The sequence below is a fragment of the Parabacteroides sp. AF17-3 genome (genome assembly GCF_003635445.1).
Taxonomy (GTDB): Bacteria; Bacteroidota; Bacteroidia; order Bacteroidales; family Tannerellaceae; genus Parabacteroides; species Parabacteroides goldsteinii.
On the sequence record NZ_QTMM01000021.1, the window covers coordinates 110,457 to 124,291 of the forward strand.

General features: G+C 38.5%; 7 protein-coding genes. All 7 read left to right on the forward strand.

What is annotated here, in order from left to right; genetic code table 11:
- The first annotated feature begins 131 nt into the window (after positions 1-131).
- The 7 genes from DWW91_RS23810 (at position 132) to DWW91_RS23840 (ending at position 13,763) form a co-directional block, all read left to right on the forward strand.
- Positions 132-3,455 carry a TonB-dependent receptor gene (locus DWW91_RS23810; protein ID WP_233567306.1) on the forward strand — a complete coding sequence of 1,108 codons (3,324 nt, stop codon included), beginning with the start codon at positions 132-134 and terminating at the stop codon, positions 3,453-3,455.
- Between the two features lie 16 nt (positions 3,456-3,471).
- Positions 3,472-5,283, forward strand: coding sequence for a RagB/SusD family nutrient uptake outer membrane protein (locus tag DWW91_RS23815; protein WP_122329113.1), 1,812 nt, complete (start codon positions 3,472-3,474; stop codon positions 5,281-5,283).
- Between the two features lie 81 nt (positions 5,284-5,364).
- Entirely contained in the window at positions 5,365-6,543 is a 1,179-nt protein-coding gene (locus tag DWW91_RS23820) for a glycoside hydrolase family 99-like domain-containing protein (RefSeq protein ID WP_122329114.1), read from the forward strand.
- 29 nt (positions 6,544-6,572) lie between these two features.
- Positions 6,573-7,742 carry a glycoside hydrolase family 99-like domain-containing protein gene (locus DWW91_RS23825; RefSeq protein WP_122329115.1) on the forward strand — a complete coding sequence of 390 codons (1,170 nt, stop codon included), beginning with the start codon at positions 6,573-6,575 and terminating at the stop codon, positions 7,740-7,742.
- 550 nt (positions 7,743-8,292) lie between these two features.
- Positions 8,293-8,946 (forward strand): RNA polymerase sigma factor, encoded by a 654-nt coding sequence (locus tag DWW91_RS23830; protein ID WP_122329116.1) that lies wholly within the window; start codon positions 8,293-8,295, stop codon positions 8,944-8,946.
- 168 nt (positions 8,947-9,114) lie between these two features.
- On the forward strand, positions 9,115-10,137 hold the full coding sequence (locus DWW91_RS23835; protein ID WP_128134545.1) for a FecR family protein: 1,023 nt from the start codon (positions 9,115-9,117) through the stop codon (positions 10,135-10,137).
- Positions 10,138-10,280: 143 nt separating this feature from the next.
- Positions 10,281-13,763: a TonB-dependent receptor gene (locus DWW91_RS23840; protein ID WP_122329118.1), complete on the forward strand. Its 3,483-nt coding sequence runs from the start codon at positions 10,281-10,283 to the stop codon at positions 13,761-13,763.
- Positions 13,764-13,835 lie beyond the last annotated feature (72 nt).

Below are 13,835 nucleotides of genomic sequence, written 5' to 3' on the forward strand. Positions count from 1 at the left end.
TTGGCGACAGGTTCGTATCAAATCATTTTTTCCTTAAAAAAGTACACAAAGTTATGCAAAAATTATCTATTACCCAATTTCGGTGGGTGACAATGTCACTTGGGTTAACCTTAAAAAAGATTCCATTGGTTATGAAACTGTTTTTTGTCTTTATGCTAAGTTCAATTAGCTTATTACATGCCTCTGGTAGCTATGCACAAACTGCCCGGATAAGTTTGGAAACGAAAAATCAAACAGTGCAGGAAGTGTTGGAACAGATAGAAGCGAAAAGTAATTTTTCTTTTTTTTATAACAATCGTCATGTCGATTTGAATCGTAAAGTATCGGTATCTGTCGACGATGCTGATATATTTAAAATACTGGATGCCGTTTTTTCCGGGACCAATGTCGGTTATTCAGTAGTAGAGAACCGTATTGTATTATCTGTAAAATCATCAAATCCTGTTATTTCCCAAAAAGGGAATAAAATTACAGGGACAGTTGTCGATGCAGCCGGTATACCTATTATTGGAGCCAATGTAATGGTAAAAGGAACGACAAATGGAGCTGTTACAGATATAAACGGAAAATTTTCATTGAATGTAGAAAAAGGCGATCTGTTGGAAGTGTCTTATATCGGTTATCTTTCTTATGAACAGAAAATCGGTAATGAACAGGCATTGGCTATCACGTTAAAAGAAGATACCAAAACATTGGATGAAGTAGTCGTTGTCGGATATGGTACACAGAAAAAAGGAAACTTGACAGGTTCTATTGCTACGGTTAAAAGTGAAGAAATGACAGTGGCTCCGGTTTCCAGTACTATAAATAGTTTAGGTGGTAGATTGCCAGGGTTGGTGTCTCAGCAGACAAGCGGACAACCAGGGGCGGACCAGGCCACTATAAAGGTGCGTGGATTTGCGGATAATGCTATTTGGATTGTAGATGGAATAGAAACTGATTTTAACCGGGTTGACCCGAACCAGATTGAGTCTATCAGTATACTGAAAGATGGTTCCGCCTCAATTTATGGAGCTCGTGCCGGTAATGGCGTTGTTTTGGTAACAACAAAGAGAGGAGTTGTCCAAAAACCGACTATTGCTATTAATTCATCCATTACTTTTCAAGGTATTACTACTATGCCTAAACCTGTTTCTTCGGGAGATTATGCGACTTTGAAACGGGAAGAATGGCTTCAGTCCGGTAAACCGGAGTCGACCGCTCCCTATACGGAAGAACAAATACAGAAGTTTTATGACGGAACAGATCCGCAGTATGTAAATACCGATTGGTATAGCGAATTGATCAGAAACTGGTCTCCATTGAACCAGCATAATATATCGGTACGCGGAGGTAGTGAGAAGATTAAGTATTACGGCTTTTTGGGGTATTTAGATCAGGAATCTATCTGGAAAAATAATGGAGGGGATTATAAGCGTTATAATTTACAATCGAATATCGATGCCAATATCACGGATCAGTTATCATTGCAGTTGGACTTGTCTTTCATAAAGTCTGATAATATGACAACAGTCCGTGGACAGTCTGCAGGGGAAAATACAGTTTGGCAGGACTTTTGGAATACGTTGCCTATTTATCCGGCTCATTTGCCTGATCCGACGAGAATCTCTTATGCCGATGGAAAGGGAACAGGGGGGGCACATGTTACGTCTAATACCGATTTATCCGGATATACAAAAGATGAAAAGCTAACTTTAACCGGTACAATCGCTTTAAAATATAGTATAAAATGGGTAAAAGGACTTTCTGCTAAATTTTTTGTTAATTATTATGATGATATTAAATTCCAAAAGAGATTTAACAGACCATCTTCCTTTTATAGATATGATGTGGCGAGTGACACATATATCAGTGCAGGTGGATTGGGAAATTCGGCTCAATTATCGCAACGGGATGATCGAAGTAAAATGCTGACCAGACAATTTTCTGTTAATTATGATAATACGTTGGCAGAAGATCATACCCTGTCTGTTTTGGCTCTGTATGAGGCGATTGATTACTCCGGCAACTGGATGTCTGCCAGCAGGGAAGATTTGCTGACTCCTTCTATAGAGGAATTATTTGTCGGTAATACAGAAACAATGAAAAATGACGGAGCTTCATCGGAGATGGGACGTAAGAGTTTTGTCGGAAGATTCAATTATTCCTATAAGAATAAATATTTGTTGGAAACAACATTAAGAGCGGATGCCTCGGCTAAATTTGCTCCCGGACACAGATGGGGCTTTTTTCCGAGTGCTTCATTAGGATGGAGAATCACAGAGGAATCTTTTATGGAAAATACCAAATCTGTATTGGATGATTTGAAGGTTAGAGCAAGTTACGGACGTTCAGGTAATGATGCTGTGGGTAACTTCCAATATTTATCCGGTTATAAATTAAATGGGTATTATCTGTTGGGAGATAAAAGTATGTCCGGTATTGTGACGACAGGATTAGCTAATCCTATTTTGTCCTGGGAGAAATTTGAAATATGGAATGTCGGTTTGAATTATTCATTCCTGAATCAATTAATTTATGGGGAAGGTGATGTCTTCTACCGGAAGAGATCGGGTATCCCGGCTAAACGTTCTATGAGTTTATCTCCTACATTTGGTGCAAGTTTTCCGGATGAGAATATTAATAGTATGACAGACAGAGGGTTTGAACTTATTGTCGGTAGTTCAAAAAACTTTAAAAATTTCAGTTATAATATTAGTGGTAATATTTCGTGGTCCAGAGCAAAATGGGATCATTATGAAGAACAGATGTATACAGATCCTGACCAGAAAAGGATAAATCAGAAGTCCGGACAATGGATAGATAGACAATTCGGATATGTATCAGACGGATTGTTCACTTCTCAGGAAGAAATTGATAATTTGGGTTTTGATCAGGATAATAAGCAAAATACATCTTTGCGACCAGGCGATATTCGGTATGTGGATGTAAATGGAGATAAAGTGTTGGATTGGAAAGACCAGGTTGAGATAGGTAAAGGAACTATGCCTCACTGGATGTACGGACTGAATGTCGATCTGAAATATAAAGATTTTGATTTTGCTGCTCTTTTCCAGGGGGCTTTCGGATATAACAGCAATATTACATTGTGGCATAATACATTGACCTTCCCACAGGAGCTGTATGATCTTCGTTGGTGTGAGCAAAATAATGTATCGGATGCTCTTTATCCCCGTTTGGGAGGTGCTGCTACCAATGGGTATACGTCTGATTATTTTTATAAAAAAGCGGGTTATTTGCGTCTGAAATCGTTGGCTATCGGATATAATTTGCCAAAAGAGCTTTGTACAAAATTATTTATTAAGCAATGCAGAGTGTATTTCGCAGGTACCAATTTGCTGACATTCGATAAGTTAGGAAAATATCATATTGACCCGGAGGCTCCTTCCGGACAAGGCGGATACTACTATCCTCAACAAAAAACTCTTTCTGTAGGTCTTAATTTGTCATTCTAATAAAAAGTCTAATCGTATGAAAAAAATATTTTTGTCATTAATGATAATTGCTTCATCTCTTGTTTCCTGTTCAGACGTTCTGGACAAAACCCCGTTAGATATCATCTCTGATGAAGCTGTATGGAATGATGAAGCTTTGATTGAAGCTTATTTGGTTCAATGTTATTTTCATATGTCTTATTTTGGCAATGAAAGTGGCGGTAATGGTTGGCAAGGTGATGGTTATTTTCCTGCATTTGTTGTGAATCATGTGTCTGATGAATGCTTGTCTCAATGGAGAGATTGGGGAGAAGCTATGACCGGATATAATTATAAGTTTGGCGGACTAAAAATAGATGGTGGTTTGTTGGACTGGTGGGGATATGATCCTATCCGTAAGATCAATGAATTTATAGAAAAAGTCCCTGAATCTCCGTTAAATCAGGAACTTAAAGGTACTCGAGTGGCAGAGGCTCGTTTTTTGAGAGCTTTTTCTTATTTTGCCATGGTAAAGCGTTATGGCGGTATTCCTTTGATCCTGAAAGCACAACAGTTGACTGATCCTGAGGAAGAATTATATCCTAAACGGGATACGGAAGAAGCTGTCTATAATTTTATTATATCTGAAACAAGTGAAATCGCTAATGAGTTGTCGGAAGAAGCCGGAAGCGGAAACCTGGGACGTGCAACGAAATATGCTGCTTTGGCTTTGAAGTCGCGGGCTGCTTTATACGCTGCAAGTATTGCACAGTTCGGTAAGGTGCAATTGGATGGAGTTGTGGGAATCCCAGCAGAAAAAGCTAAGGATTTTTATCAGATATCTTATGAGGCTTCCAAGGAGATCATAAATAGCGGGAAGTTTGCTTTATATAATCAGGATGCGGATAAAGTAACAAATTTTAAAAATATATTTTTAGTTAAAAATAATAGTGAGGTTATCTTTGCTAAAAGACATGATAGTTCCAATGGCTTGATCACCGGAGGAAATGGATGGGCAGTCGATTTCTTTCAGTGCCCTCGCCCCCAGGGTTGGAACAGGGGTAACTTGGACGGCCCTTATCTGGAGTTGGTAGAAGAGTTTGAACATATAGATGGAACTTCCGGAAAACTGAACCGTTCAGAAGTAGAGAATGGCCTGTGGACTATGGATAAGTTGTGGGGGAAAAAGGATCCTCGTTTCTTCGCAACGATATATACACAGGAAACTCCATGGAAAGGTAGCTATGTGGATTATCACAATGGATTACTTTTACCTGATGGAACAATTATGACGAAAGATTCTTACGATGGAGTGTTATGTACTGGTGATCAGGATCTGGAAGGAACTTGTTTCGGGGTAATGAAATATTTGGATGAATCTCATGATAATATGGCAGGAACTGAGTCTGCATGGGCTACTTCTTCTCAGGATTTCTTATTGTTCCGGTATGCGGAAACCTTACTGAATTTAGCAGAGGCCGCTTATGAATTAGGTAAGAAAGGCGAAGCATTGGATGCAATCAATCAAATACGGGAACGCGCCGGTATTGCCCCGCTAAAAGAAATCAGCCAGGATAAGATACGTCATGAAAGAAAAGTGGAACTGGCATTTGAAGGACATCGGTATTGGGATGTCAGACGTTGGAGAACAGCAACAACAGAATTATCAAGAAGTTTTTCAGGTCTTCGATATATTTTGGACTATTCCAGCTACACGGATGATGAGAAAAAATATAAGTTGGAAATTCTGGACAATATTGACGGAAGTGTTTCTGCGCCATTGTTTAAAGAGGAAAATTATTATTTGCCTATAACTTTGAGCAGGACATCCAGTAATCCTAATATGGTAGAAAATCCGGGATATAAATAGAGTAAGAGAAGAGAATAGCCGATTTTCTTTAAATTTGGCTATTCTCATGAAAAATATGTGTTTTTATAAAATGTAGAAAATATGAAAAATCGATTGTGTTTATTATTTGTGTTTTTATGTTGCTCGATCCTTTTGTTTGGACAAGGAAAGAAGCAGAAGTATGATATAGCTGCATTCCTTTATCCGGCGTATGCTTCTGACGATCCGCGTTTACGTCCGTTTTGGCCGATAGGGATAGGTGAGTGGGAAACTGTTATGACGATGCAAAAGAGAAATCCCGGACATTATTGGGACCGCAAACCTCTGTGGGGGTATATTAATGAAGCAGATCCTTCGGTTATGTCGATGGAAATAGAACAGGCAACAAAGCATGGTGTAAATGTTTTTATTTTTGACTGGTATTGGTTTGATGGCCGTCCGTTTATGGAGACAACGTTGGATAATGGTTTCCTGAAAGCTGATAATGTGGATAAAATGCAGTTCTATCTGATGTGGGCAAACCATGATGTGGTGAATGTCTGGGATACCCGTTTGGCTAGAGTCAAAGAAGATAATGTGATCTGGACCGGCAAGGTGGATCGCCAGGAGTTTGAAAAGATTTGCAAACGTAATATCGAGAAATATTTCAAACATCCTCAATATTATAAGATAGACGGAAAACCTGTTTTTATGATTTACGATATACCACAGTTGATAGCAGGTTTGGGGGGAATCGAAGAAACAGCTGATGCTTTGGAATGGTTCAAGAAGGAAACGAAGAAGGCAGGGTTCCCAGGGCTTGAGTTGCAGATAACTATGTGGTCCATAAATATGAATTATAGTGGGTTCGATGCCGGGAAAACAACGAATCCGGAAAATTCATTTGTAAAGAAATTAGGATTCACCAGCGGAACTCATTATCAGTTTGCTCATTTTACAAATGTAAATGAAGATTATAATGTCATTATGGATGCTGTTGAAAAAGAATGGGAACGCATTGATTCTTCATATGATTTCACTTACTATCCTCATATAAGTGTGGGATGGGATAATAGTCCCCGTACAGGTGTTAGTGCAGTAGTGAAGAATAATACACCTGAGAACTTTGAAAAAGCGCTTCGCAAAGCAAAATCTTTTGTTGATCGGCATCCGAAGCAGAAACCGCTGATAACAATAAATAGTTGGAATGAATGGACGGAGACCAGTTATCTGATGCCTTGTAATGTATTTGGATATGGTTACTTGGAGGCTGTTAAACATGTATTTGTGGATGAAAAATAAAATGATCATTTTCAATTAAGATAAAATATATGAGATATTATTATATACTGAGTGTGTTGCTTTTGTTGAGTTCTTATGTGTTTTCCCAGCAGAATGAGTCAAAGTATGATGTTGCAGCTTATATTTGGCCGGCTTATCAGGACGATCCTCGTTTTAAGGAGATGAATGTTTTTCCTGATGGAAAGGGAGAATGGGAAGCGATCTATAAAGCTAAACCTAAATTTGAGGGACATCGACAACCCAGGGTTCCTTTGTGGGGATATTTGGATGAGGCTGATCCGAAGGTTCAGGAGAAAGTAATCGATACGGCTCTGGAATATGGTGTTAATACATTTATCTTTGATTGGTATTGGTATGATGATAAACCTTTTTTGGAGAGAACGTTGAACGATGGTTTTCTGAAAGCCCGGAATAATGAAAAAATGAATTTTTATTTAATGTGGGCTAATCATACGCATACCACTTATTTAGATCCCAAAGAACCGGATAAAAGTAAGGTGTTCTGGAAAGGAGAGGTGGATTTTGATATTTTTGATCGTTTTACCGATCATGTTATCAAAGACTATTTCATGAAGCCTAATTATTACAGAATAGATGGAAAACCTGTTTTTGCTATTTATGAACTAGGAACATTCATCAATGGTTTGGGAGGAATGGAAGAGGCTAAAAAGGCATTGGACCATTTTAGGGTAAAATGTGTAAAGGCGGGTTTAAAAGGAGTACATCTGCAAGCCATTTTGTGGGGGGCTCTTCCTTCAACGCTGTCTGCAGTTCCGGGTGATAAATCGGAAACACAGGATAATACAGTCAAATATTTAGGATTTAATAGTTTGACTAATTATCAATGGTGTCATTTTGTTCCGGCTAATCAGGATTATGCTTCGTGGGGAGAAAAAGCTGTTTCCAAATATAAAGAATTCAGTGAAAGTTTCTCTATCCCTTATTTTCCGCATGTTTCTATCGATTGGGACAATAATCCTCGTTTTCCGGGTGATCCTCAGCCTGCTGTATCAAATGTTACACCTCAAAAATTTGAGAAATTCCTGTATAAAGCAAAAGAGTTTATAGATAAACATCCGGATCAGACTCCTTTAGTAACGATTAATGCCTGGAACGAATGGGGAGAAGGTAGTTATCTGGAACCGGATACAGAATTTAAATATGGATTTCTGGAAGCAGTTAAAAAGGTTTTTAAATAAGACTTCCCGATCCTAATCATATAATTCAGCTCAAAAGGATATTGAAATGTCCCTTTGGGCTGATTTTTGTTTGTATTGAAAATCAGTGAACTGGTTGTATCTTATCAAAGATGCATTTTACTATATAAATTAGTAGCAGAAAAGGATATACTGCCAGATCCATAGTAATGAATAGTATGTATTTCATTTCTTTTTTCTTTTAAATTCCACCTGTAAGACTGAAATATTTCAAAAACCCCTATCAGCCTGACAGATTTTTTGTATTTGTATGAAAAGAAGATGAGCAAAGGCATTAAAAAGATGCATCTGGGTTTGAAATTGGTGTAATTTAACAAATAAGCTTTTGAGTGAACTAGAATTTTGTCTGGAAACTTGATGTGATTTATGTTTAATATGATAATTATAAGAAGGAGGAGAAGCATCAGTCTGACAATTTGATAAAAGATTTGTCATGTTATATGTGTAGAAATAATTAATTTTGTAATTATTTTGAAATATTGGTTCGGAAATAAATACCTACATTTGTTTCTTATAATAATCTAATTTAATTATGACTCAGCTATCAGATATAAAAATATGGGATTCCTGTCTGAATGGAGACCGGAAGGCTTTTGCTGAGTTGTACAGGCGATACTATCCTCTATTATATAACTATGGATGTAAATTTTGTGCAAATAAAGAACTTGTAAAAGACTGTATCCAGAACTTTTTTGCCAAGTTAATACAGAATTATCATAAATTATCTGCCACCCAATCTGTTAAAGGCTACCTGCTTCTGGCTTTTCGCAACAGACTTTATGATGACCTGAAATATGAAAATTCCCGTTCAGATATGTTTCTTCCTTGCATAGATGATCTTTTATCTTTCGATAAGAGCCTGATTCCTTATCCTCCGGAAGATGAGTCGTCTGATGACTTTATAATTATGCGGTTAGCTTTTCTTGAACTTTCACCACGGCAGCAGGAAATTCTTTACCTTTATTATATGTTAGGTGCCAGTCATTCGGACATTGCTGATATTCTGAATATAAACTACCAGTCGAGTAAGAATTTGCTTTGCCGCTCTTTGTTAAAACTGAAAGAGTTGTTTTTCATTAAACTGAAAGATTATAAGGGTCAGGCAGACTGTAAAGAAGAGGAACTGGATGTTTTTTCTCATCTGGCTGAAAATTTCAAATGGTTTCATGTCGAACTAGCCAAGTAAACTTCCCTGAAAAACTTTTTTTCGCAAAAGTGATAATTTCTTATTTTCGTTGAGTACGATCTCTCTATCCTATCGTTTTAATAGTGTAAATACAATAGAAACGTGTATAGGAAAGATAACATATCAAATAATTATTTTTTCAGAAAGGCCAGACGGTCGGTCGGCCTGATGAAGAAAATAGAGCAGGTCAGCCGGAAAGAAATAGATGACTCGTGGAATGCTGTAGAACAAATACTACAGGCGTCAGAACAGGAGAAAATAAAGAAAACGAGATACCGTCTTGTGTGGACTTCTGTGGCCGCTATGCTGGTTTTAGGAGCTGCCGTTTTCTCTACATTATATCTTATACCTTCCGAATCTTCTCTGGTTGCTGCATTACATGAAAGTAGCATGCTGGCAGACAGTACGACGGAAATATCTTTGATTACTTCCAGTAATCATTTGAAGTTGGAGGATGAGTCTGTTCTTAACTATGATTCGAATGGGAAAGTTTCTATTAATAAACAACAAGTTCAGTCTGTGAGGAATGTCGATGCCGCTAAAAATGAAAAAGAACTGAACCATATCATTGTTCCCAAAGGAAGACGTATGAACATTACTTTTGAAGACGGAACCAAGATATATGTGAATGCAGGCAGCCATGTCATATACCCCGCCGTATTCGATAAGAAAAAGAGGGAGATAGCAGTGGAAGGTGAGGTTTATCTTGATGTGGCACGCGACCCAAAACGTCCTTTTATTGTGAAAACAGGAAAATTCGATGTTAAAGTATTGGGAACCGTATTCAATGTTACGGCATACAAAGAAGATAAATCGGCATCGGTGGTATTGGTGAAGGGATGTGTTGAAGTGGAGACAAACACTAAAGAAAAGGTTATGATGTCACCAGATCAGCGGGTCAGTATTACAGATGGAAAAACATCGACAGAAAAAGTTAATGTTTTTAAATATATATGTTGGAAAGATAACTTGATGTACTTGAAGAATGACCGTACGGGAGATGTTTTAAATCGTGTCGCACGATATTATGGAGTAAATATCAGATATGACGAACAGGTTGCGGATATTCCTATTTCCGGTAAGCTTGATTTGCGGGGGGATATAAATTCTGTACTTGATGTTATTGAAGAATCGGTTTCTGTGAAATTTGTTTGTGACAGTTCGGGTGGTTTCCATTTATCATTGAAATGACAAATAAAATTATTAATTAAATAAGACAGCCTATGGGTATATCGAATTGAAAAACAAAAAAGATCGGATAATATTAGCCGTATTACCCGATCTGGAAAATTCTCTAAAATTAAAACTCACTTAAAGAATTAATAAACAAAGGTATGAAAAAAATGAAGACGATTGGTCTGAAAATGACTAATTATTTTAAATGTTTTTGTTTATCAGCATGTTTTATTTCTATTTCTGTTAACCATTTATCAGCTTTACCTATCTCTGCCCAGCATGAGAAGTTGAGCATCAACATGCAGGATAAAACGTTGGAAGATGTATTTACATTTATTGAAAATCACAGTGATTATGTATTTATCTATCATGCTTCCAAAATCGATTTAAGTCATAAAGTGAATGTGAATATCAAAGATCAGCCGATTAAAGATATTCTGAAAGACGTATTTAGAGGTACGGGACTCACTTATGTTGTAAAAGGGCGGCAGATAGTTGTCAAGAAGGAGGATGCACCGCAAACTCCAGGTGTTAAAAGTGTCGCAGTCCTCCAGCAGCAAAAAGGAATTACTGTTTCCGGGAATATAAAGGACGATACCGGTTTCCCTCTGATTGGAGTAAATGTAGTAATTAAAGGATCTAATCAGGGAGTCATTACGGATGTCGACGGAAACTTTTCCATGGAAGATGTTCCTTCTTCTGCCATATTGAGATTTTCATATATAGGCTACCAGCCGATAGAGATGAAAGCGCAGGAATCGATCATGCTGGTGATGCATGAAGACAACGAAAAACTGGAGGAGGTGGTTGTAGTAGGTTATGGTACACAGAAAAAAGTGAACCTGACCGGCGCTATTGAAGTGGTGGATGGAGATCGATTGAAAAACCGTCCGTCAACGAATGTGTCACAAGTGATGCAGGGTACGGTTTCCGGTGTGAATTTCTCTTATGGGAATTCGGGTTCAGAACCGGGGGCAAAATTGAATTTGCAGATTCGTGGTCAGGGAGAACCTTATGTGCTTATCGACGGGACGGTGGGGGATCTGAATATGATCGATCCCAATGATATCGAAAATATATCTGTATTGAAAGATGCTGCGGCTTCTGCCATCTATGGGGCCCGGGCTCCTTATGGTGTAGTTATTATAACGACGAAATCAGGAAAGCGTGAAGAGAAAATACAGGTTGATTTCTCAGCGAATGTTGCCTTTACAAAGCCGATCCGTAAACCGCGGATGGTCGATTCCTATACTTTCGTACGGGCAATGAATGAGTTTCATGATAATCAGGGAGAATCCCGGTTGTTTGCCGAAGAAACGATAGACCGTATTATAGCTTACATTAATAATCCGTCACTACCGGAAACTGTTCCTGACGCAACAAACTCTAATCAATGGGCTACTTATTTGTTGGCAAATGGCAATAATGACTGGATTGATGTGCATTTCGGTTCCGGTGTCCGTAATCAGGAGAATGTGTCGATTAAAGGAGGTGGTAAAGATCTGGCTTTCTACCTTTCTGCCGGGCATGCTTATGAAAAAGGTATTCTTAATTTCGGAAAAGATACATATCGGCGGATTAACTTCAATGCGAAACTGGATTTGAGTTTAACCAAATGGTGGAAATTATCATCCAATACACGCGTGGTCCAGTCTACACGGGAGAATCCGAACTATGATGACGAAGGCGATTATGACATGATGATCCACCAGATATTCCGTACGCAGCCTAACCAGTTCTTGAAATCACCGAACGGTTATTATTCCCGTTTGTCAAGAATACCGATGATCGAAGCCGGATCGGATAAGACAATAACAAGAGGTATACTGCAACGTTTTGCTACGGATATTACCCCTTTGAAGAATTGGACGATCAGCGCGGACTATTCAATAGATTTTCCTTATACCAGCTTCACTTCCAATAATCTTACCGCTTATGAAGATCTGGTGGATGGTTCTTTGTCGGCTATTCCGACAACAGTTCCTTCGTATGTGAATAAGTATAAGTCCCATACGATGTATAATTCATTGAATGTCTATACTTCTTATAAATTTGACTTGAAGGATAAACATCACTTCACGGCAATGTTGGGATTTCAGCAAGAGTCGAACTCTTATGATTATCTGAGCGGATTGAAAAAAGAACTTATAACGCCGGAGGTTCCGTCTATTTCTACCGCTACGGGTGAAATGCAGACAACTGATGATCTGACGCACTGGTCTACTCAGGGTTATTTTGCCCGTCTGAATTATGATTATATGGGGAAATATCTGTTGGAAGTGAATGCCCGTTATGATGGAACTTCCAAATTCACGAAAGACCATCGGTGGGGGTTATTCCCTTCTTTTTCTTTGGGATGGAATATTTCCCATGAAAAGTTCTGGGAACCAGTTTCTCCTTATGTAAATACACTAAAGTTAAGAACTTCATGGGGCAGTTTGGGTAATCAGAATGTAGATGCTTACCAGGATCTGCCTTTGCTGGGTACGGAGATGAATCTGGAATGGATTTTAAACGGCAAACGTCCTGCTTATACGACTGCTCCGAATCTGATTAATCCTGTGCTGACCTGGGAGTCATCAAAGACGGTGGATGTAGGTGCTGATCTGGGATTCTTTAATAACAGGTTGCAGATAACTGCCGATTATTATCAACGTCTGACCTTTAACCGGCTTGGACCGGCTCAAGCTCTGCCTGCCGTGTTAGGTGCTGATATACCTAAAGAGAATAACTCTGAACTGAGAACGAGGGGCTGGGATTTGTCTTTTACCTGGAGGGATAAGGTAAGTAATGACTTTTCTTACTCGGTCACTGCCATGTTGTTTGATTATAAGAGTGTTGTTACCAAGTATAATAATCCGACCGGAATACTGACGACTGATTATGAAGGAAAAACAATTGGAGAAATATGGGGATATGAAACTGTTGGTTTAATCCGGACGCAGGAAGATGCGGATCGGATTAATCAAAGTAAATCGCAGAATTTCATTAATGCCCAGGTATGGCGTACCGGAGATGTTATGTATCGGGATCTGAATAATGACGGTTTGATAAATAACGGTAAGAATACGGTTTCCGATCATGGTGATTTACGGATAATAGGTAATAATACTCCCCGGTACCAGTTTGGAATAACATTATCTGCTGATTATAAAGGATTTGATTTTATGGCATTTTTCCAGGGTACGGCGAAAAGAGATTTGTGGTTGACCGGTAATATGTTCTGGGGATTTAATAACTGGAATCAAACGACCCTGTTCCCGCATCATCTGGATTATTACCGGGATGCGGAAGAAAGTACTTATTCAGGATTAGGAGTAAATACGGATGCGTATTATCCCCGGCCATACAGCCAGTCCAGTCTTTATAAAAAGAACCAGCAAATACAGACCAGATATCTGCAAAATGGTGCTTATCTGAGACTTAAAAATTTGCAGTTGGGGTATTCGATACCTCAGACGGTTCTAAAGAAAGTGGGGTTACAAAAGTCCAGGATTTATTGTTCGGCAGAGAATGTACTGACATTAACCAAGCTTCCTGTCGGTTTTGATCCGGAGACTGCTAATCTGGGTAAATATGGAAATGGTAAATCGATGTTTTCGTTGGCCGTTCTGTCTTTTGGCTTAAATGTTTCATTTTGATGAATCCTTTTAAAATTAGATATCATGAAACATCCATGAAATAAATTTCGTCCAAGAGAATGTAAATAGGGG